This is a genomic window from Asaia sp. BMEF1, from assembly GCF_051628905.1.
Taxonomy (GTDB): domain Bacteria; phylum Pseudomonadota; class Alphaproteobacteria; order Acetobacterales; family Acetobacteraceae; genus Asaia.
The window spans coordinates 270284-293116 of sequence record NZ_CP157575.1; the positions used below are offsets into that span (position 1 = coordinate 270284).

Consider the following 22833-nt stretch of genomic DNA (forward strand, 5'->3'; position numbering starts at 1 on the left):
TAAATTGTCACGACAAGAGCGACGAAGTATCCCTCGATCCGGTCACGCAGCGTCCATCTAGGAGCTGTCGATTTGCCTGACTGATCCGATGATAGGATGTGGGGATGGCGCAGTCGGCGCATATCTTGATACGAACGGGTCTTCATATTAATCTCACATGACATACTCTCCGCGGCCGTCAGCGCGCGGGAGCGGTGGTGAAGGGCGCGCGGGGTGGATAGACCCGTTGCGGCAGCATCAAATTAAGGGCGAACAAGACCGCGCAGACGCCGATCATGATCGTGTAGATGTCCGCACAGGCGAGAATGAGAGCCTGCTCCGATACCTCGCCGTGCAGCAGGACGATCATGTTCCAGTCTAGTCGGGCTGGATCGGCGATATGCGGCGCCAGAAGCGCATGCGCCGGGTCGCCCCAGGGCTGCAAACCGTTATGGTTGGTGCCATAAGTGTCGAGCAGCATGGTGGAATGGAATTGCTCACGCCGGCGCAGCAACGCGGAAATGACGGCCGCCGCAATCGCGTTGGCCACTCCTTTGGTCATGTTGAACATGCCGGAGATGAACGGCCCGTCAGCCGGGCCCAACCCCATCGTTGCCAGCATCAGGATTGCGATGACCATCATGGGCTCACTGGCCACCTGCAGGAGCTGCATGGCGTAGAAGTTCTCGCGGACCCAGTCGGCATCGATCCAGGTGCCCAGGAAATAAGACAGCCCTTGGATCGCAAGGCCCGCCATCAGCACATGACGGCAATCCACCCGGCGGATATTGCACAAGGCCGAGACCAGCGGCAGCGCCAGCACCTGCGGTACCGCCAGGATCAGCATGACCGGTGCGATCTGGATCGGGCGATAGCCGCGCACCTCTTCCAGATAGACTGTAGGAATTTCCGCTGTGACCGCGCCCAGCACCAGAACCGCCGCTAACGTCAGCAACGCATCTGTCACGTTGCGCTGCTTAAGCAACTGTATTCGGAAGAACGGCACTGGATGGAACCATTCATTGACGGCGAAGAGAACGAAAAGAAATCCGCCGCCAAAGAACAGATGAGTGATCAACGGCGAGCGAAACCAATCCAGCCGGTCCCCCTGCTCCAGCGCAATCACCAGCATGCAGATTGAAGGCAAGCCGGTCAGGAGGCCACGCCAGTCGAACTGACGGAAACGCTCCAGCCGGATCGGGTCCTGCGGCAGGCCCCATGCCACGCATATTATGGAAACGAGACATAGCGGCACGATCTGCCAGAACAGGAACGGCCAGCCGACATACTCGAACCAGAATCCCGCTAGCGGCGTCCCCCCAATATTGGGCCCAAAGGTCGCCGTAAGGGCATAGGCGCCCAGGCCATAGATCTTGATGTTGGGCGGCAGGAAGCGGAGTGCGACCGTCATGAGCATTGGCGGCAGACAGCCGCAGGCCATCCCCTGCACGCAGCGCAGCAGCAAAAGCGATGTCAGGTTGGGCATGAAAGGGGCGATCATGCCGAGCGCGCCGACTAGTCCCGTCATCGCGATGGTCAGGCGGCGGATGGAGAACGTGACCGAGCACCACGGCGCGAATGCCATAGCGGCAATGTTGAACGCCTCGAACAGGGCCGTGAACCAGGTTCCCTCGTCGTGCCCCAGATGAAACGCGCCTCTTATATCAGCGAGCCCCGCCTCTGTTGTATGCTCGTTTAAGCCCGCCAGCAGGACCGCCAGCAGCACGCCCGCCAGCCCCGTGGCCAGGCGCGGGCCGAACACCGCAGCCTTGAGTGGCGCTTCGGGACGGATCGGTATACGGATCAATTCCGTGGCGCCGCCGGCTAGCGACCATGTCATATTATCTGCCTGGTTCATGGGACACCTCGCCGCGGGATCATTGAAGAATGCTTTTGACTTTGGAGAAACATCCTATCTTTGTGAACGCTCAATTATGAAATCGTTTGTAAGCAAATATGGAATAAGGCAGTATCAGATTCCGATTGCGACAGGGCGAGGTGTCTGCCAGCTTGTCAGGAGACAGCGCAGCAAAGATACGACGTAAATCATCCTATGATCGGTTCTTAAAGGGGGAATGCTCGATGGGGAGCATAGCACGCGGGTACGACCTCAATCTCCTGCAAGCAATGAACGCTCTGGTCGAAGAAGCGAGCGTCACGGGTGCAGCCGAGAGATTACAAGTAAGTGCCGCAACTATGAGCCGTACGTTGTCGCGTCTGCGCGAGACGTTTCACGATGCCATTCTGGTGCAGTCAGGTCGCAATATGGTGCCGACACCACGTGCCCTGCAGATGCAGCCACGAGTCAATCAGATTCTTGCTGCCATCGGTGATCTCTATCACCCGCGCCGTGAACTTGATTTCACGGGCCTAGCGCCAACTTTCCGTATCCGGGCTGCCGACGTGGTGATCGGCCCATATGCCGAAGCACTCCTTCGTGCTTTGCGCGCCGATTGTCCCGATGCCACGTTGATCTTCACCGCAGAACCGAACAGTGACGACTGTGACTTTTTGCGCCAGGGTGGGATAGATCTCTACATTGGGGCTACGGCGTTCCTGCGGCCTGAAATAATGCGTCAAACCCTGTTCGAGAGTCGTTTTCGTGGCGTAGTGAGGGCCGGTCATCCTCTTCTGTTGGGCGACATCACACCGCAGTCTCTAGTAATCTACGATCATGTCGCCGTCTCTCGCCGAGGTCGAAGGCGAGGACCAATCGATGAGGTATTGGCCGATCAATATGGCCTTACCCGCAACGTCGCTCTTTTACTCACGTCCTTTTACGCCGCGCTTCAAGGTCTATCGCAGACAGATTTTGTTCTTGCGGTGCCCGATATCGTCTTAGATGCCTCGCCGCTCGAAAAGCTGGGCCTTTTCGCTTTCCAGATTCCGATAAATTTAAACCCCGTGGCAATCTTTCAGGCGTGGCACCCCAGGCATGAGAACGATCTGCTCCATCGGTGGCTGCGGCGCACTGTGATGCAGGTCATGTGTCGACGTCACGTTGCGCGAGGGTCAACGGTCTAGGGAATAAACACGCGAGCGGCACTGGTTCAACGCCCCGGCTTAGATATCCCAGATGAATTGCGCTTGGATATAAGTGTATCTGGGACTCTATGGTCAAGACTGAAGGCCTCTATCAGCGGATGAAGGATTGCAAGTGCAGCGTGTGCTGCCTCGCTGGGATCACCAGCTTTGATTGCGCGGTGCAGGTCTTCGTGAAGCGATAAGCTTGGCTCCGTAACACCGTGTTCGACCATCGCCGCGCGCGCAGCATCACGTGCTGTACCAAGAAAATACCGATAGAGCTCAATCAGGGCTCGATTTCGGCTGGCCTCTGCGATTGCGCAGTGGAAGGCCGAATCTCGCTCAAGAAACATGTCAACACTTTGGCCTTCAGTCCAGTGCCCCCGGGCAACGAGCCTTGACTTGATCCGTTTCAGGTCAGTTGTTGTGCGCCGAAGAGCCGCGAGTCGGGCGGCTTCCACTTCCAACATAGCCCGCAATTCAAAATGCTCACGCAGGCTCGACCGACGTAACGTCCGCATCATCACAGCAGGGTCATCTAGGGAACGCACATAGGTACCGTCCCCTTGCCGGACTTCAAGAATGCCTGCGTGAGATAGCACGCGAATAGCTTCGCGCACTGTATTGCGCCCAACCTGTAGTAGGTCGCTCAGCTCTCCTTCAGTGGGAATTCTCTCACCGAGTTGCCATATTCCTGAGGCTATACGTTGATTCAAGGCGTCAAGGGCGGAGTCCACGAGAGACTGACGTCGGGTCGAGGTGAGAATAGGCATATGCGGTGCTAGAAAAACCTCAGACATTATCTTTCCAATCTTTCGGCGGATATTGTCCGCCGAAGGTACTAGTTTATAAAATAGACAATCATGCGCGCCCTCTGCCAGACGCAGACGATTTTCGACAGAGGCCGCAAGCGCTCGCTCCGTCTGAAGCTCCCAGTTCGAAAAGATCTCGTTCTGAGATTGCATTTAGGCAATCGTGCTGCCTACTAAATCATAGGACCTATTGCGACACATTGAGGGCGAGATGAGTCACATCGTCGAGACCCGAGCATCCAGTCGTTGCCAACCCAATCGCTTAGCGAGATGATCAAACATTGGTGTAGTGTCGTTCTCTGCTCCACGTAGGCGCAGCCCCAACCCTATCAGGGCATTCCCAAGCATCAGGATCCGACTGCCTTCAGCGTGGCCCTCCGGTGAGAACTGCTCGACAAGCCAAGAGAATGCAGAAACACCACCATATGTTGGCCGTGGCTCGAACAGTTTTCCCGCCTCGCCGACCTCGCCCAAGGCGTTGAGATCATAGGCAAATGGATAGGCCCGGCTAATACGGTCGAGCGGGGTGGCATCCATATGCGCGAAGCAATCGGCAATGCGGTTGATCGCCCGGTCGGAAATCGCATCAAGTTGGCCCGTAACCATCGCGGTCTCCACGATATAGGCATGTGACAAGCCATTGAGGAAGAAGTTGGCACCGGGATCTACAACATCAAGAAAACGAAGTAGATCGTCGACGATTGTTTTCTCTGCGCCGATCTCCTCCGAAATCTTGTCAAGATTATGCAAGGCGATGAGGTAATACAATCCCTGGTGCATCTTCTCCGCCGGTTCCAGCTCGGCCCATAGCGGCTTCAGTTCGGCCAGCCGATTGTGCCCCATCGTCGCATAGGATGTACGCCCCGAAACTGCGATAGCGTTCAGCATCGTTACACGCGGGTAGATCTTGACATAGGCCGGCGAGATCGGCTGTGGAAAGCGCAGCGGAAAGTTGATTTCGTCATCTCGATCGACATACTCCAGCACATCCCTCATGAAGTCATGACCGTCGTCGAAAATCATCCCGTCCAGTCCGATCGCCGACAGCGCCGAAAACAGCATCGAGCAGCCACGTCCCCTGAAAAAGGGGGACGGAACCGTTTGGATCAGGCCTAGCGCCTCCCGCACACGATTGCGGCGGCCCGCAGTAAGTTTCTCCTGAAGTCCCGCCTGCCCCATCCCCAGAAAGAGCGACGTATAGGCGAATAACTTCTCGTATTCACCGTGGTTGCCGGCATTCTCGTCCTTGATCTGGTCTGGTTGGATGCGATCGACCATCGCCAGCATTTCTTCGGCAAAATCATACTCGGCATTGACCAGCAACGCGATATCCAGATGCAGTTTGGCAAAAGCGTCGAATAGAATGCCACCGCCGACGACAGCGTAATAAGGATTTTTCTCTGACCGAAGCGCATCCGTAAGTTTGCATGTGGTCGTTATAAGCCGGTCGTTGTTTACTCTGACGCCCGGATTAGATACCTCAACTGCAAAGTCTGCCAAGAGCAGCGCGAAACGTAGATAGCCCTCAGGCGCGGAGATTTTGCGAAGCAGGATATCGCGCGCCTGATGAACAAGGGATCCGAGATGCTCGTTGTAATCGACGGGATACTGGCCAAGGGAGAGCCCGCGTACCATCCTACTCCAGGGCGTGCAGATAACACGAGATTCGGGAGCCAGAGCCGCCATGCCGAAGCGCGACAATGCGGAATTGGGCGTTGTGACCATCATATTTTTCCTTCGAGGAGCCTCAGCGGCCGGCGACTATGTCCGCCCGGGAATTAGGTCTCAGGAGACCCGTCAATTCGTCAGTCACGGTTCCATCATGTCTGCCAACGCCGGTTCGGATAGAGACGGCCCTCCGTAGTCTGGCAGGGGGACGCCTAGGAACTTCCTGCGTTTGCCCTCGAGCATTTCGAGTGCCCAGTTCAACCAGCGGATTCCCTCGCAGAAGATAGCGACCGGGCGCCGCTGCACGAGATACGAGTCGACTAGGCTGCCGTCGAGTTCCATCTGGAAATGGAATGGCGGCATGGCGGTGAAATGAGCCCCCATCACGAACACAAACCGAACCAGCCAGTGGGGATCCTCGGCAACAGCGGCGGACTGAGGATTGTCGAGATCATACAGCTTGCGCATCACCGGAGCGAAGTAGCGCTCCATCCCCATGACATCAGGATGTTCGTCGATGTCAATGTTGCGCTCGGTCAGATCCTCGACCCTATAGGAGCGCTCATACGGATTGCCCTGTTCATAGCGGATTTCGACCTCTGGTGAGCGTCCCTCCCCGACCGAGACTGAAAGATCGAAGTGCTCGTGATGCACTTCGTCGTAGTGACCGAGCGAATTGTGCCAAGGCTTGTTATCGTACATCGGGTCGTCGCGCGTCTCAGCGCCTTCGCTATTGAACCCTATCGCCCGCGGATCGAGGAACCGCAAATCGATCGAGGCTGCCGTAATCGCGTCCAATGCGGCCTCGATATCTACTGCCGGTGCGCTTGCCTCAATCAGCGCCTGGGCACGGACCAAAGGCGCTACCTCATTGATCTTGATATTCTCGGTGTTGGTGTCACCCATGACGAGGGCATGGAAGCGTGGCTCGAGCATGTCGCAATAGGCCGCGTTTTCCCGCAGGATGCTCAGGATCGTCCGGAAGTTTCGGTAGCGTACCCCGTTGATAATAATGTGGCTCGTATCCAATAGTTTTTCGTTGAAGGCATTTGGCGCCGTGCTGCGGCATAGATCGAGGCGATCTTCGATCTTACGGAAATAGGATGCCTCCAGCGTATCGCCCGGAGACCTTACGCGTCGCAGGCTGTGCACGTCGTTGCGCAGTACGAGAGCGATCTGCTCGTAGATACGGGCCATAATCGCTGGTGGCGGACTGCAACGCTCGACATAGCGGCTGACCTCCTCTCCCGGCACGAAGCTCATCTCATAGATTAGTTCCTTGAAAGTGAGCCGGTCCGTTTCCTTGAAATAATGGGTCGGCACCTGAATCTCGCGCTCAAGGATATCAAATACGTGCGGAAAGTAGCGCCGCGCTGGGTCCGGTAGGGCCTGCAGGAATTCAGCCTGCCGCTTGGCCTTGGTGAAGGGCGGCAGCATGACGCCGGTCCCCTCCGGATTCCAGCCAACTGCTATTAGGGCTTCGCTCAGGATCTTCCGAACGATGACATTTTCATGCTGCATGGTGGTCCTCCGCGGTGACGAACATAGTCATGGATTCACTACCGCCCTTTCCAAAACCCAGGACGCGCTCGCCGAGTTTGACGTAGGAAAAGACCGTGCTGCTCAGAATCTTCCGGCCGCGCGCAAAATGCAGAACGCGCTGGTTGTCGCTAGTGAGGGACGAGAAACATCCGTGTTCCAAGGCTTCGAGGTGCGCGTTATGGCTGCGTTGAGCAATTTGTTCCGCCGTAGACACGACGGTTACCGCGACGCCATAGGGCGCCGTGTCGAATATCCCCTCGCCGTGATCCGCGCCCAGGCAAACAATCTGGACATCGCCATTGAGACGAAGCGAACAGCGCCGTTGCTCGGCAAGAGGCAGTTCGAACAGGCCCCGCGTAGTGGACGCGATATCCTTGGCCGCCGTTATCGGTACGCCAGTTACTGAGACAAGCGGGGCCGCAGCGTCCCGAAGCCGCCCGAGAACGTCATCGCGTCCGACATTCGGCGTTTCGTCCACTAGGATGGCGCCTCGCAGGTGACCGGAATACAGCGTTACGGCGTCTTCGGGATCCAGCGCATCCGCGGCACAGAGCGCTACGCACCACCCTAATACGTCACCGCTCGCGAAATAATAGTCGTGTGAAAGGAAGATCGCCGGACGTTCTGCTCGCAACAGGATCAGCAGTGCGAGTTGATGGAGGATCTGAAACGTTGCAACCGCCTGCGGGGATATCACACCGACCGGACTCGGCCCCGTCTCATCCGCCTTGGCGTCAAACGACAGTGTAGACGTAAACTTTTCATAGAGCGCCGCGACCTCCTTGTGATGTTCAGCCATGCGGCGGGCGCTGCGGATTAGGTCAAGCACCGGAGCGCCGTCTAGACGGCTAAAATGGAAGACTAGCGCCTCCGGCGTCCAGCGACCGGTGGAACACCGGGCCGTCACCGAACCATCCGGCTTGAGTATCTTAATCTCCGTGGTCACGCGTCCCAGCGTATGGCTGTCCCCCACGACACATTTCTTAGCTTGTACCTGAAGCGCGAGTTCTCCTCCCGCAAGATCGAGATCGTCGCACGCGGCGGAGGTGTGCTGGTAGATTTCTAAAAACCGTCGCAGCGAGGGCGATAAAGGACTCGGTGAACTCACTTGGAAGGCCGAAATCATCCTCGTAAATTCCCGGAGCATGAATTCTCGGATCACGGGATAGCGTGCAGGTAGACCAAACATACGCCTCAACACAGCAAAATCACCGTCCCGGAGTTGTGTCTTTCCATCGGTATCTCGCGCTGTAACGCAGCCAACCTCCTGCAGCAGCGTCGTGGCCGCTACGAGGGCGTCCGTATCTTCCTGTCCACCGGCATAGGCGATCGCCGGCAGAGTGATGCCATTATCGACAAGAAGCCGCACCGATTTGCTGCCTTGGCCCAGTTCGAGCACGACGTTGCCGCCAACCTGTTCGCAATTGTCAGCAGTTCGTCGAGATTGCATAACGCGATCGATGATGGACAAAACGGCATCGCGCACGTCCGCAGCCTTATGGACGATACGATTTGCATGATTGCAGATCAGCGGCGTGTGTGCGTCCCGGAACTGGATACCCTCGTTGTCCATCATTCGTGCGAATGCTTCGCGCACAGGCGCCATTCGGATCGCGTGTGCAATGAAATGTGTCGGCTCTTTCAGCTCTGTCACAGCGATGTCCGGGAAGTTGCGCATGAAAAGTCCGAAGCTTTCCCTAACACCAGTCCGGACGTAGACATTTGCCTGGTTCGCGGCGTAGGTCTTGTGCAGTTCCACGTCGAATACGTCATAGACATCACCGATCGCGGCCAGGACGCGATGCACGACGTCCGGATGACCCGTCAGCGCCACGACATGCGCGGGTTGAAGCGCAAGAGGCTGTGTGATGCCGACAGCGGCAAGCATCTTGGCGACACGTGCCTGCAAAGGCGATGACGATGACACGCCCTCGGCGCCGACAAGGATGAAGGGGGCCAGCGCATGGGCGATTTTCGTGCCGTCGGCTACGGACAAGGCGCCCGCGGCGACCGCCGCAGTTATGATGCCGAAGCTTTCGCCGGTGAACGCCACAAAATGGATGTCCGTCCCGTTTCGTCGCACGGCATCGATGAGATAGCGGTGCAAAGCGATCCCGTGAGCCAGCAGAGCTGCACCCAGGAATGCCTGCCGCTCTATCCGTTCACCAGGAATATTCGAATCCCGCAAAACGAGGCGCTCGGGATCATAGCCCAGAGCTGCCCCCGCTTCCGAGAAGACTTGCCGAACAACAGGCAAGCCACACGCGAACAGATCACGTTCGAGTTCGCGATACGCCGAGCGGCTGCCTAGTCCGGGGAAGAAGCCGACTGGCCTCATCGTGATGATCCCAGGCGCGGGCGTCTGCTCAACTGACTCGCCTTCGAAGGTGATTTCACGGTCTTCATTTTTCGGACTGCTGCTCATTGGCACTAACCTCTTCGGAAAACAGTCTTGCAATATCGGCGCGTCCGACGGTGTCCTTCGCGTTCACTGCAACGGGCGGGGGATGAACTGAGCCCTCACTCCCAAAGCACCGACCAAGGCGACGAAAATCAAATCTGAACGGATGAAGCCGTCGGCGACGCCCATTCTTGCAATTCATCCCATGTTTGAGTCAATGACTTATTTGCTCGCTCGCTTCACATGTCGATTTCGGCCATGAAAGCATCGGCGTGGTATGAAAGATAATCCGACGTTCTTGCCAGCCAGCGGGCTACAGATATGCTGCGGAACGCTTGCGTCCGATCGAAATGATCGTCCGCAGGAGTTTTATTCTGTTCCTTCGTGGTTAGCGACGGTTTGACGCGATGTAACGGACGACGGCGCAGGTTCCCTTCCATCAGGCATCCTCGGACGTCGTCAAGAACAGGGCCAAAGTAAAATCTCAAATCTCGCCAATCCAACGATTATCACCGGCGGAAGCTTGGTATCCGTCTGATCCGCTTGACCAGAAACCTAACGCAGAGGCGGATCAGATTAGGCTCGCCCGATCAGTATGCTCAAAGCTGTGGATGGAAGCATACATCTTGGCAGAAGAGGTGCCACTCGGCCATCGAGTAAGCCTTCTTCGATTAATCACTACGGAGGGGGGCGACCCCCCCCGGCCAGCCAAAAAGACGCTACGCGCCGCCAAACCACGATTGTTGTTCAAACGAGCCTTAAACGGCGCGGCATAGTTTGTTGCCTTCTGCGCTTCGAACGATTGGTTGGTCCCGTCTTTGCTGATGCAGATCGTCTTTACTCCAGCACGTTCGCGAACCGAGGTGTCGTAAATAGCGAGTCCTGGTCCGTATTGAAGATCTTCGGTGCGTCGTAGCGGATCAGAGTCTTCTGGTGCGTGTCAATGCAGAATTCGTCATCCACTGTGCTCGGCAGCCGCCAGTGCAGCACCTTGCAGATTGCCCAGTGCATGATAGCCACGAGGTAAAAAAAACCCTTCAGCATCGGGATACAGGTGATATCCCTGCACCATACCTCGTCCGGCCGTTCGATCGCCACATCCCGTGATAGATATGGATATTTCCGATGCGCAGCATGGGGCACGGTCGTGCTCGGCTACTGGCAGATCGTTTGCGAGCCCGTTCGCGCCATTAGCCGACGAGCCCACCTGCGCTAAGCTCATATGTAGTTGGCTACCGCGGCAGTATCCCTTCGGGACGTGCCGAGATGCTCAACGGGATCTCCAGGTTGCACCAAGTGGATCCGCACACCTGTCTCATCGCCACCAAGACCGGGCTTGAGCACTTGCTGTCCGTCGTAGTGGCCACCATTTTGAGTGCGATACGGGATCGGCGTGTCGGTAAAGAGATTTACCAGCCGGACCTTGAAGGCGGCGGCGACTTCGAGCCAACGCTCTTCCGACATGCGGTCGCTTTGGTAAACAGGGAAGGGCTCCATGACCTCCATGCCCGGATAGAAGAGCTGCCCGTGCTGAATGGGCCATAGGATCTCGTCAAGGCGGCCATTCACGCCGCGCTCACTATAGTGCGGCTCGCGACCGCCGATGTTGACGACAACCATCGCCCGCCGGCCGGCGAGCGTCCCTTCGCCAAAGCGGTCGCCCCAGCGCTCACCACCATGCTCACCGACACCGTAGGCGAAGCCAAGCGCATAGACGCGCTCGACCCAGCCTTTCAGGATCGCCGGCGTACTGTACCACCACAGCGGGAAGGTGAGGATAACCGCATCCGCCCACAGCAGCTTCTGTTGCTCGGCCACGACGTCAGCGGGCTGCGTGCCCGTTGCGAAGGCGTTGCCCGATTCCGATGCATAATGCAGCCTGTCGGCGTTCTTACGCTTTGGGAAGTCGGCTGCGTCAGCGACGGCCTTCCAGTGCATAGCATACAGGTCGGAAACCTTGACCAGATGGCCCTGCGCGGTCAGGGTCTCAACAGCGAGATTCTTCAGGGAACTCGTGAGTGACTGGGCTTCGGAATGGGCATGGACAATCAGAATGTTGCTCATACGGGGATCCTGAACAAGAAATGGAACGGGCGGTTTTCGACCGTTCGCCTTAAAGCTAGGGACCTCCTCGGCATTCTTGAAATCAAACAGTCTATGTGCTGGTATCCATAATATGGATGCGAGCCGGCTTGACTTAAATTTGCTTGTCACTCTCGACACGCTACTGTTCGAGAAAAATGTCACCCATGCTGCTCGGCGATTGAATATGAGCCAGCCCGCACTGTCGACGCGCCTAGCACGGTTACGCGACATCTTCGACGATCCGCTGCTGATCCCGGCGCAACGCGGTATGGTGCCGACACAGAAGGCACTAGAATTACAGCCGCGCTTGCACGAGGCGCTCGAAGCAGTCCGCCAAGTCGTGGCAACAGACTCTGCATTTGATCCATCCCAAGCAAAAGGCACTATCTGTATTGCAGCCAGCGATTACACGCAAAGCGCTTTGCTCCTGCCGCTGGTCCATATTTTACGGCGGGAAGCGCCGGGTCTTCGTGTTGCGTGGCTCAACCTCGACCTCACGGTCCTGCACTGCCAGATGGAGCGCGGAGCGGTTGATCTCGCCGTAGACCTCCCGCAAGTGGTGCCAAGGCAGTTACGGATGCGTGGGCTATGTCGTGAAGAGTATGTTCTAATCGCGCGAAACGGGCACCCTCACATCAAGGGCACCATCGACCTCGACCTGTTCTGCTGCCTTGATCACATCATCGTATCACCCGACGGGGGGGGCTTCGCCGGGCCGACCGATACTGTTCTCGAAGCTATGGGCCGGTCGCGACGTCTTGTGCTCTCCACGCCGGGTTTCCTTATCGTTCCCAAGATCGTCGCGAACTCCGACATGATCGCAGTCGTGCCCGCGCGAATTGTCCGGGAGGAAAGAGAGTGGCTACAGGTTCTCGATCCACCGATCAGTGTACCGGGTTTTGAGCTGGCCTTGTTCTGGCACGACCGAACGACGACGCACCCGGTGCAGCGATGGGTGAGGGAGCGATTAGCCCTACTCGTTAAAAACATCTAGGCGAGAGTGTTCCAACCCTTCGGCGATATCGACAGTAGCTCAACTCGGAACGATCAGTAGAATTATATTTGTGATTTTCAGAGAGTTCTGAATCTATGGGTAACTATGACTGAGAAATCTCAAATAAATGCAGCTATAGCGCTAGTTCGTCCCTTCACAGCCCTGTCCTCGTCGTCCGATGCACGGGCACTCTTTTCGCAATGGCAGATGAGACTTCTCTGCCCGGTTGTTCAGCCCCTTACGTGAGAAATGCCGTACGGAAAGACGCATTCTGCGTCTTGCTGCTCCGTAGGATTTCAGTCTGTCGGTGATCATCCGCATGGGGCGTAAACCCTGCCGCTTCAAAAGCCTGGTCAGTAGCCGCCTAGCTGCTTTGGCATTCCGGCGTGTCTGCAAGATCTCGTCGAAGAACATAGCCATCCTGACCCACCGCCCGCCACAGCCAGTAAACCTAGCTACGGACCACTATCCTGACCTCGTCCAGACGCCAGATATTAGCAGGCCTTGCTGACTTGCGTCGCAGGGCGCGGGCATAGGGCGCACCGAATTTGAGGCTCCATCGACGGATAGTCTCATCCGAGACCATAATCCCCCGCTCGAGCAACATTTCCGCCACGGGACGAAAACTCAGTGGGAAACGGAAATAGAGCCATACCGCAAGCGCTATCAGTTCACGCGGAAAACGGTGCCGTTTGTAGCTCACAGATGACGCTCTTATCGCACGCGTCCATATGCTGGAGCTAATGTAACAGCACCCACCAACCTCCCCGATATCAAGCGGATTTAATGAAATTAACAGTTGATAACGATTATCATTAACATTAAGGGTCTGCTACGCTTTTGTATCAAATTTGTTCAACAAGGAGAAAAAATGTTACTATCCTGCCGTTCTCGCAATATGTACTGTTGTCTTGCAGTCTTGATATCAGAGCCGGCTAGGGCAGAGGTCGATCCAGGTGAACACTCGTCAGGTATCGTGTCTGAAATAAAAGTACTAGGCACTAGGTCATAATGGATATGACATAAGAAATATTACGACTGCCACCAGGACGGGAACAAATGTATTGTATATTCCGCAGTCAATACAGATAGTAACTCGAAAGGTCATTGATGATCAGCAAATTATCGATCTGACGAGTGCACTTCGAAACGTTAGTGGTGTCTTGCCGGGCACAGACGCAGGCAACAGATCTGAGAGTTTTACAATAAGAGGGTTCCGGTCGTCGTACTACGCTCTAGACAGCATCATGCTCAGCCCTGCAGTTCAGACGAATGATAGTTACCGAGATCTTGCCAATGTCGAGAGGATTGAGGTCTTGAAGGGGCCAGCGTCTGTTTTGTATGGCAGAGGAGACCCAGGGGGCTTGATCAATATCGTTACTAAGCAACCCAAGTATAATGCGCAGAATAATATTACAGTACAAGGTGGGAGTTTCGGCTTCATTCGTGGGCAAGGCGATATTACAGGTGCGATTAACAAAGAGCACACCTTGGCTTTCCGTTTGATTGGCGCGATTCAAAAGACTGATACATTCCGTGATATATTAATTCCGTATCAGCGGCAGTTTGTGGCCGGGTCTCTGCTATGGCAACCCTCTGACCGGACGACTGCACTAGCCAGTCTCACATACACCCATCAGAGTAATCAGACTGATCGAGGCATCGTAGCTACGCCATCTATTGACGGCAAATCGCTTGTTGTAAATCTTCCCCGTGAGCGGTTTCTCGGTGAAAAATGGGCACAAACAGACTCGAATCGGATTGAATTTAACTATCGGTTAGAACATCAAACTTTTGATTGGTTAAAATTAAGACAAATCGGTCACTATGACGCCGGATACATTGATATTTTAGGTGTTAATTATGGAAATGGTGTACGATTGGTCCCTCGGACGAATACAAGGACTCTGAGACGGTCATCGGTCAGACAGAACGAAAACAATCATAATTTAGATTTCCAACTTGATGCCATCGCCACTGCGACAACATTTGGGTTTAAACATACGATTGTTGTAGGCGGAGAGTGGCTCAAAGGCTATCGTTTCAGGACTTTTGATCGAGGATCCTTAGCCAATATCGATATCGATCATCCGGTCTATGGTGCACAGCCTACGAATTGGCTTGCTGCAGCCGATCGTACTGTACGGGCGAAATCCATATCGACATACCTGCAGGATCAAATCGATATTGGGAGACATCTCAACCTCTTGGGCGGGCTCCGTTTCGATCATGTTCGTCAGTCGGATTTTGGTGTTACCGGATTCTCGGCCAATGATAAAAAAATTTCCCCTAGAGCCGGAATTGTATGGAGGCCGGTATCAAACCTGGCTTTTTTCTTCGATTATACGAGGTCCTTCCAATCTCAGCCTGCGCCGACGCTTTCAGGTATGCCTATTCCGCCGGAAACCGGACAACAGTTTGAGGCCGGCGTAAAAGCGCAAATGTTTCACAACAGACTTTTCGCTAATCTAGCGCTTTATCATCTAGTGCGATCGCACGTTGCGCAACAGGATCCCAAGAACTACGGATTTAATATTGATGCCGGTAAGCAAAGGTCTCGCGGGATTGAGGTGGATTTAAATGGCTCTCTTTCGCGCGAGGTCAGAATGATCGTAACTGGGGCCTACACGGATACAAGTATCCTCGAATCAAGCGTGGCCAAGGCGGGAAACGGACTAATAGGTGTTCCTAAATGGGCGGGAAGCGCGTGGATAACATATGAGCCGCGTACCGGTTTTTTGCATAATGCGGGCATTGGAGGAGGAGTTTTTGCCGCAAGTAATCGCGAGGGGGATCTTGAAAATTCGTTCCGAGTTGGTGGATATCGGCGGTTGGATGCGACAATATGGAGAGACATAGGAAAATATATGCGAATTTCTTTAAACATAAAGAATATTACCAATTCGTATTACATAGAATCAACGGTCTCTTCTACTCAGATAACTCCAGGAGCCGGGCGGACTTTCCTCGCCGGTGCGAGCGCAACTTTTTGATGAAATACTATTGCTTAGTTTTCCTCGTTTTTGGCATCTCAGGCTCTGTCTACGGGCATGACGTTATGAGGCCGCCGAAACTAGTAGCCCGTTATTTTGACACTCGAGGCAAAGTCATCATCGGAGGAAGTCCCGAAGCCGAGGATGTAGCGCAAACCCTCAGTTCAGCCGTTTCGGCACGTATCACGGGCCCATACGGAAGTGTACCCCTGCTGACACATGGCATAATCGCACTTGCAGTAGTCCCACGGGAGTTTACGCCTGAGGAAGCCAAGGCCATGGCGCGCTTCACGGGTAGTAAGCCTCTGTGCATCCCGGTCTTGGAGAAACTATGGATTTGCATGCGCAGGGATATGACCGGAGCTGTAGATCGCATGGCGGCCAATCTCGCTACTTCAATTTTGAGTAACGATACGCCAAAACTACTTGCGGCGAGACTATCATATCTAAATAATCTTCCTGCAGACACCCAGGAAATATCGCGACGCAGCATAGTAGCTGCCCCCGTCACCGACGTTTCGATCGACAGCAATTTTCAGAACGCGAGACCCAAAACCTACGCGGTAATCGGAAGCGACACTTTAACACTTCTGCTTCCAGCGCTTATACGCGGATTTGATGACGGCGATGCTGACCTAAGATTTACTACTGATCTTCGAGGCTCCTCATTAGCTATGCCTGCCTTGACAGCAGGCGTAACGGCTTTTGCCCCAATGGGACGAGAGGTTTGGCAAGATGATGTCAGAGCTTTCCAGCAGGTCAAAGGCTATTCGCCTACTCGTATTCGTATAGCCTACGCTAGCTACGGCCCTCGATCTGATGGCAAGACGCCTCCTGCGTTTTATGTGAATGAGAGAAACCCTGTACAGAAACTGACAATGATACAAGTCAGGAGAATTTTTGCAGCAGGCTCACCTCTCGGGAATATAACAACATGGCAGCAAGCAGGTGTCCATGATGCACGTTTGCAAGACAAGCCAGTGCATGTCTACGGGATCAATGCCGACAGCGGGTTTTCCTCTGAAATGAGGCGATCTAAACTTGAGGATTTACCGCTAAGTCCCTCCTATCGAGAGATGCCTAATGGGCGGTCGGTGTTACAAGCAGTAGCGCGCGATTTTTTTGGTATAGGTTATGCGACTTGGACGGACCCCGGACGCACGCCTCCGGGCGTGCGTTTGGTTCCTCTATCTCGCGACGAGACGACAAATGCAATCTTACCCAATGGCCATGATGATCGTTCAGGGTGGCCCATATCATACTTCTTCAATATCTATGTTGATTGTCCCCCAGGCGAGCGTATTGATCCCGTCATAAAGCGTTTCCTGGTGTTCTGTCTTTCAGATGCAGGTCAGAGGATCATTGCTGATCATCGGCAAGAAGAGGACGGCTACCTACCGCTTCAACCGGTGGATCTTGATCAAGAGAGACAAAAGATTGACCGCCTTTAGAGCCCTGCTTCTCGATCGGATCTGACGGTATCGGCTGGGGGGATTGAAGTCAGAGCGGGTAGCAAAGTCACGGCGTTACGAGGCCAAATCAAGCCAGGAGTTCTGTCCCGTTTCATATCGTGGTTGAAAGGACGAAAAGTTTATAGCGCCCACGCAATTCTCATTTATTCTCTTAGAAAAATGTTGCCAAATAGGCGCTATCGCGTGCTGAGATGGCCGCCTAGCGCCGTATTGGCAACCATTCCTGAAAATGGCCTTTAATCCCAGTGGTTTGAACCGCCCCGGGATTAGCGCAGACCTATTCACTTGGGAAGAAGGTCTGATGAGCAATTCTGTGAAGAAGTTTTTCCCTGAGGTCCGTGCCGGTGCGGTGCGGCTGGTTCTGGAGCACGAGAGCGAGCATCCGTCGCGCTGGACGGCGATGGTGTCTATTACGGGTAAGATCGGCTGTTCGGCGCATAGGCTGGCCGAATGGGTCAAGAAGGCCGAGATCGAGACCGCCGATCGGCTCAAGGCGTTGGAGCGAGAGAACCGGGAGCCGCGCCAGGCGAACGATATCCTGCGGAAAGGATCAGCGTCTTTCGCACAGGCAGAGCTCGACCGCCCCTTCCGGAAATGACGGTGTTTGTCGATGAGCATCGCACGAAATACGGGGTCGAGCCGATCTGCAGGATGCTGCAGATCGCCCCGTCAGCCTATTACGATCGGGTGCACAAATGGCGCGAACCAGATCGTCTTTCTGCTCAGAGCAAGCGCGGCGAGGTCCTGAAACCGGAAAACCTGCATGTTTTCTCGTAGCACTTTGGGGTCTACGGCGTGCGTAAGGTTTGGCGTCAACTTGGTCGGGAGAATATCACAGCCGCCCGCTGCACGGTCGCGCGGCTGATGCATGATCTTGGCCTGCTGGGCGTGATTCGAGGCAAACCGAAGCGAACCACGATCAGCGACAAGAATGCGCCCTGTCCGATCGACCGTGTCAGCCGGACAGCCCATGCGGGCTTCGTGCTCAATGCCCTGGAGCAGGCGATCCGCGCGCGGGTGCCCATCAGGAGCAGGTAACCTTGTCCACCATTCGGACCGCAGATTCCAATACGTCGCTATTCGATACACCGAGCGTCTGGCGGAAGCCAGGATCGGGCCCTCCGTCAGCAGAGTCGGCGACAGTTATGAGAATGCCCTGGCCGCGACGATCATTTGATGCCGTGGAGTATGCTACTCTCGAATGGGATAATTGCCACAAAACTTGGGAGGGCAAAGTCGATAACGTGGTGTTCGTCGGTAACGCGATTAAAGGACAGAATGTGCGCGTTGCTGACTTCGCCGTATTCAAAGCGCGGAAGCTGGAGAATAAGCCGGCAATGATCTTTGGCGTCAACGCTATGAAGGAACTTCGCGCAATTTACGATCATCAGGCCAAGCGATTCTGGTTTGATCACTCACGATGCGAGACGCCCTCATGATCTTGTGCCCGGCGTGGTAGCCAAATCCAGGCGGCCCCGTCCGACGATTGCGACGACAGTATTCTTGCTCAGCCCAAAGTCGAGCGACCCAGCGGTACCTGCCCCCCCCTCCCTTGATCAACGCCATTGAGGGCGAGAGAAGGTCAGGGCGATGCAGGTTTATGACGCTGTTGGATGCAAGAAAGAGACCAATGCTAACACATCAGCACCAGACCATAAAAGCAGGGAGCTTTCCTTTCGAACGGGTAAAAAGAGGGGAGCATGTCACTCACAAACTAGAAGTCCTCGAACGGTAAATTGAGGCTTTAGAAGTTGGCATCGACTCGACCATAATAATAACCGCCCGTGATCGGCACTTGGGCCGAGTTCGCATCATAGATGCGTGCGCCATAATTGTTGTTGATCGGATCGACGCGTCTCGGACGGATATTGAAGATATTGTTGGCGCCAATCGCCATGTGCCAGCGCGGTAGAAAGGCGTAGCCGACCTCAAGATCGGTCAGCCAGCGTGGTGTGTTCTTGAACTGTGCAAAACAGGCGCTTGAATAACGCAGCGCCCCCCCGGACGCACAGCGTGCATTTGATGGGGTCCAGTCCTGATAACCCAGCATCGCCGTGGTTTCGCCATAGCGTGTCTGACGCAGATTCACATCCCATTTACCGAGGGTCCAATAGGCGTTGAGGATGAGTTTCGAGCGGGGATAGGCCGTGGTGATATAACTTGCCGATGCCGCATTGAGGAGCGGCACAGTGCGGCCATTGATCGTGGTGGTCGACACATGGCTCAAGCGCGTCCGGTTGAGATCCAGTGCTGCGGAGAGATTGACCGCTCCATACCGTGCCAGATGCAGCAGATAGCTCGCCTTGAGGTCGGCACCCTGGGTACGCGTGCTCGCACCATTAGCAAAGAAATAGGTGCTGACCGCGTTGGGGTCGAGCCCGGACGGAATGACGAAGCCGAGCTGCTGCAGGGCCGTGATGGCAACCGGTCCGTTATTGGAACCGCCTGCGATGATACGGTCGCGGATATTGATTTGGTAGAGATCGGCCTCGACATGCAGCCCCCTGAGCGGCTCGAAAACGAGCCCGCCACTGGCATTGGTCGAGCGCTCCGGCTTGAGCGGTGCGGCACCGAGGGTACGCGCGGCCTGCGAGCCGACAGGCAGGAGTCCCGAAACCGTGGTGGCGCCCACATTGATGGCGCTGAAATGCTGCTCCGCCAGGGTTGGCGCGCGAAAGCCGTTGCTGATTGTCCCGCGTATCGCCAGCCGGGGGGTGATGTCGTAACGCGTGGAGATCTTGCCGTTCTCGGTATTGCCGACATCGGTATAGTGCTCGAAGCGCCCTGCCAGATCGACATCCCAATGGGGTAGAGGATGGAAATCGCTATCGACATAGCCGGCCCAGATATTGCGGTTCCAGTGCCCGGCATTTTGCGGGCTCAACCCTACATATCCGGACATGCCCCCAGCCTCATAGGAGGGCGGCGTCCCAGCCACGATCTCATAGGTGTCAAGACGGTGTTCCGCACCGAAAGCGATCGTCGTGGGGGTCGAGAACCCGGTGCGGAATGAACGTTTGAAATCGAGCGCATTGGTCCATTGCGCCATGCGATAGCTTTCGGCGCGCGTCGTCGTGGGTGACCAGCCGCAGCCCTCTGTCGAGAGATAGGCGCTGGTACTGTTCGGATAATGGCTTCTGGGCAGGCATGCCTTACTCAGCATGCCGAGATTGACGCTGTTCTTGTTGCCGATCTTGTCATCATCGGCACCGTAGGTCGTGCTCAGGTCCCATGTGAAACCGAAAAGCGCCTTACCCTTCACCCCGAGCGTTGCGGCATAATCATTTTCCTCGATCGTCTCGAGAGGTGCGAAGCCCGAAGGGTAATAGGCGGGTATCGTGTTGGGCGGACGGTAATTCTGATAGGATTCCGCGTGACGATGCGCATAGGTGATCAGCGAATAGAAATCGATATCAGGCGTTATGGGTTTCCCCAAAGCAATGCTCAGGTTCTCGCGTGTCTCCTCCGGCGTGCTCATCACCTTGTTGGAATTTTTCGGCACCTTGACAGTGCCGTTATACAGGGCCGTACCCGCACCCGGCGGGGCATAGCCCAGCAGGCGATGATCTTCCGTATAAGCTACCATATGGTCGCTGTGATAAACCTGTCCGCTCAGATGCAGGTAGCCATCACGCAGAAATTTCATCCCGCCATCAAGGCTGGTCTGATACTGCCAGCCATCGCCATTATAGGCATTGGCACCGGTCTGCCCTCTCACATTGAGCCCGTGATCGGTCTTTTTGGTGATGATATTGACCACGCCAGCCAACGCATCGGATCCGTAAAGCGCTGCCGCGCCGTCTTCAAGCACTTCGATGTGATCGATCGAGGCCGCAGGCAGCATGTTCACATCGACCGGCGTGGCGCCGAAGGCAGGGCCTGCATCAGCGTAGATATTGGCCGTGGTATGGCGCCTCTTCCCATCAACGAGAACGAGAACCTGGTTCGGATTGAGGCCGCGCATACGTATGGCGGCGGTCAATGCGCCTGCATCATTGCCCATGGCAGGCATATTGATCGAGGCATAGGTTCTTGTCAGGGCATCTGCAAGATTGAGCTGCCCCGAACGACGGAGTTCGGCGGCAGAAATAACGGTGATCGGCGAGGTGCTCTGACGCGCCTTGCGGTTCGACGCATGGGTGCCCGTGACAATGACGGTTTCGGTATCCGCGTGAAGCTCCGTCTTGCGACGGCTCTGTTTGCCTTGCCCCGAGGATTTGGCCGAGGTTTCGCTGTCACTCTCCTTTGAGGGAGAACTGAGCTTAGAGCCCCTGTCTGCGGCTTCACCATAGCCGGAAGTCCCGGCAAGCAAGATCGTGGTCGTTGTTAATAAAATCGTCTTTCTGAACATAAGATCCCGTCCATACTAAGGCGCGAGATGAATCCTCCATCGAAACACATTTTAGTGTTAATTGTTGGTGACAGTTATGTGTTGGATTTATGTATCGCCATAATATCCTTGAAACTCTGCACATTCATCCCAAGAATGTTCGAACTTTATATTGATAGGTAGAACTTATGAAACGTCGATCATTACTTCGAGGCAGCGCACTCGCTCTTACCACGTTGACAGCGCAAAAGACCGTGTCAAGCGCTTTTGCGCAGTCAGCACCGGTTGATAATAACCCCAAAAGAGCACGTTTAGAGGTAACGGAAAATCCTTACGGACCCGCTCCTGCTGCACGACGGGCCGTCGCGGAATCAGTACCTTACGCACCCTATTACGTCGAAGATGAATCAGAATTACGGAAGCGTATCGCAGGGAAGGAAAACCTTGCGGATGAGCTGATCGCGCTTTCGAACGGCTCCCTCGATGCGTTGAGCCTGCTCACCTGTGACATCGCGCGGGGTGGTTGCGTGCTGGCGCCACATCCGACTTACGTCACACACTTGAATTATGCGCAGAGGCGGGGGATCCCAACGAACTTTGTGCCTCTACGCGACCATCAAATCGACTTCGACGCCATGCGCAAAGCCATCACGACCGAGACACGCTTGGTCTATTTTTGCAATCCCAACAACCCAACAGGGCAGATGATCGACCACGACGCGCTGATCGATTTTTGTCGCGATATGGCCCCACGCTTCCCGGTCATGATCGATGAAGCCTATTATGAGCTTTTGCCCGACTACCAGCGGATGACTATGGTGCCGCTTGTGCGCGAAGGGCTCGACGTGATCGTCACGCGCACATTCTCAAAGGTTTACGGTATGGCGGGGCTGCGTATCGGCTATATCCTTGCGCAATCCCCGCGGGTGAAGCAACTATATAGCCTTACCACCACGTCGCGTAATCAGCCCGGTTACAGGGCCGCTCTGGCCTCTCTCGGCGATGAGGCTTATCTTAAAGGGGCGGTGACCTATCTAACGCAATGTCGGGAAATTATTTATCGCTTATGTCATGCTCATGGGCTGGGTTATTTGCCGAGCGTAGGCACCTTTGTGTATGTCGATACTCATCGGCCCGCCACAGCCATGCAGGATGGCCTTGCCCGCTATGGTGTCGACGTGCGTGTTTTTGCCGATAAACAATATGAAAGCTGGATCCGTATTGGCACGGCGACGCCGCGAGAAATCGCTATGCTTGCAAAGGTTCTACCTCAGGTAATCGAGGAGGTGCCATTGCTTTAGCCGCTTATAATCCGCCCCGAGCTCAGGAACCATAGCAAGGAGGCGTGGTCTCTCGTCCCGGACCGTCGTGTTCTAAAGGCTATTGCCCAGGATGCGTCATTTGCTCCATTTTCCTGCAAGGCATCCCTGAGCAATCGAAGATTATAACCGTTGTCGGTGATCAATCATGAGGATGTCGGAGACGCATCGGGAAGAGGGGCGATGCCAATATAATAACTGAGCTGTCTCTATG

The 22833-nt window shown here is 55.2% G+C and carries 13 protein-coding genes, 3 pseudogenes and 1 other annotated feature; of the genes and pseudogenes, 6 read left to right on the forward strand and 10 right to left on the reverse strand.

Translation table 11 applies throughout. The annotated features are described in order from the left end of the window. Positions 1 to 178: 178 nt before the first annotated feature. Entirely contained in the window at positions 179 to 1819 is a 1641-nt protein-coding gene (locus tag ABHV46_RS01145; RefSeq protein WP_438384488.1) for an MFS transporter, read from the reverse strand. A gap of 170 nt (positions 1820 to 1989) precedes the next feature. On the opposite strand from ABHV46_RS01145, the gene ABHV46_RS01150 reads away from it, so the two are divergent. Further along, on the forward strand, positions 1990 to 3003 hold the full coding sequence (locus ABHV46_RS01150; protein WP_438382358.1) for a LysR family transcriptional regulator: 1014 nt from the start codon (positions 1990 to 1992) through the stop codon (positions 3001 to 3003). A 26-nt stretch (positions 3004 to 3029) separates the two neighbouring features. Here the strand turns inward: ABHV46_RS01150 and ABHV46_RS01155 are convergent, their stop codons facing one another. From ABHV46_RS01155 to ABHV46_RS01185, 7 genes and pseudogenes are all read right to left on the reverse strand, one after another. Continuing rightward, positions 3030 to 3968 (reverse strand): FadR/GntR family transcriptional regulator, encoded by a 939-nt coding sequence (locus ABHV46_RS01155; RefSeq protein ID WP_438382359.1) that lies wholly within the window; start codon positions 3966 to 3968, stop codon positions 3030 to 3032. 63 nt (positions 3969 to 4031) lie between these two features. Further along, positions 4032 to 5543 (reverse strand): hypothetical protein, encoded by a 1512-nt coding sequence (locus ABHV46_RS01160; protein WP_438382360.1) that lies wholly within the window; start codon positions 5541 to 5543, stop codon positions 4032 to 4034. An 81-nt stretch (positions 5544 to 5624) separates the two neighbouring features. After that, entirely contained in the window at positions 5625 to 7004 is a 1380-nt protein-coding gene (locus ABHV46_RS01165; protein ID WP_438382361.1) for a hypothetical protein, read from the reverse strand. Further along, positions 6994 to 9450 carry a hypothetical protein gene (locus tag ABHV46_RS01170; protein ID WP_438382362.1) on the reverse strand — a complete coding sequence of 819 codons (2457 nt, stop codon included), beginning with the start codon at positions 9448 to 9450 and terminating at the stop codon, positions 6994 to 6996. The genes ABHV46_RS01165 and ABHV46_RS01170 overlap by 11 nt, the downstream gene beginning before the upstream one ends. 215 nt (positions 9451 to 9665) lie before the next feature. Continuing rightward, positions 9666 to 9866 carry a hypothetical protein gene (locus ABHV46_RS01175; RefSeq protein WP_438382363.1) on the reverse strand — a complete coding sequence of 67 codons (201 nt, stop codon included), beginning with the start codon at positions 9864 to 9866 and terminating at the stop codon, positions 9666 to 9668. A gap of 400 nt (positions 9867 to 10266) precedes the next feature. Then, positions 10267 to 10638 (reverse strand): annotated as a pseudogene (locus ABHV46_RS01180) (DDE-type integrase/transposase/recombinase); the annotation flags it as partial. Positions 10639 to 10644: 6 nt separating this feature from the next. Next, a complete protein-coding gene (locus ABHV46_RS01185; protein ID WP_438382364.1) occupies positions 10645 to 11490 on the reverse strand; it encodes an NAD(P)H-dependent oxidoreductase in 846 nt (281 codons plus the stop codon). A gap of 76 nt (positions 11491 to 11566) precedes the next feature. On the opposite strand from ABHV46_RS01185, the gene ABHV46_RS01190 reads away from it, so the two are divergent. Beyond that, positions 11567 to 12505, forward strand: coding sequence for a LysR family transcriptional regulator (locus ABHV46_RS01190; RefSeq protein WP_438382365.1), 939 nt, complete (start codon positions 11567 to 11569; stop codon positions 12503 to 12505). Between the two features lie 192 nt (positions 12506 to 12697). Here the strand turns inward: ABHV46_RS01190 and ABHV46_RS01195 are convergent. Then, positions 12698 to 13187, reverse strand: a pseudogene (locus ABHV46_RS01195) (IS6 family transposase); the annotation flags it as partial. Positions 13188 to 13569: 382 nt separating this feature from the next. Here ABHV46_RS01195 and ABHV46_RS01200 point away from each other — a divergent pair. The 3 genes and pseudogenes from ABHV46_RS01200 to ABHV46_RS01210 form a co-directional block, all read left to right on the forward strand. Further along, positions 13570 to 15498 carry a TonB-dependent siderophore receptor gene (locus ABHV46_RS01200; RefSeq protein WP_438382366.1) on the forward strand — a complete coding sequence of 643 codons (1929 nt, stop codon included), beginning with the start codon at positions 13570 to 13572 and terminating at the stop codon, positions 15496 to 15498. Between the two features lie 278 nt (positions 15499 to 15776). Continuing rightward, complete coding sequence (locus ABHV46_RS01205; RefSeq protein WP_438382367.1) at positions 15777 to 16949, forward strand: PstS family phosphate ABC transporter substrate-binding protein; 1173 nt, start codon at positions 15777 to 15779, stop codon at positions 16947 to 16949. Positions 16950 to 17271: 322 nt separating this feature from the next. Further along, positions 17272 to 18175, forward strand: a pseudogene (locus tag ABHV46_RS01210) (transposase); the annotation flags it as partial. After that, positions 17523 to 17639, forward strand: a sequence feature (AL1L pseudoknot). It overlaps the preceding pseudogene by 117 nt. Before the next feature lie 539 nt (positions 18176 to 18714). Here ABHV46_RS01210 and ABHV46_RS01215 read toward each other — a convergent pair. Further along, positions 18715 to 21321, reverse strand: coding sequence for a TonB-dependent receptor plug domain-containing protein (locus ABHV46_RS01215; RefSeq protein ID WP_438382368.1), 2607 nt, complete (start codon positions 21319 to 21321; stop codon positions 18715 to 18717). 167 nt (positions 21322 to 21488) lie between these two features. Between ABHV46_RS01215 and ABHV46_RS01220 the strand changes: the two genes are divergently transcribed. Further along, positions 21489 to 22601: a pyridoxal phosphate-dependent aminotransferase gene (locus ABHV46_RS01220; protein ID WP_438382369.1), complete on the forward strand. Its 1113-nt coding sequence runs from the start codon at positions 21489 to 21491 to the stop codon at positions 22599 to 22601. Positions 22602 to 22833: the final 232 nt, after the last annotated feature.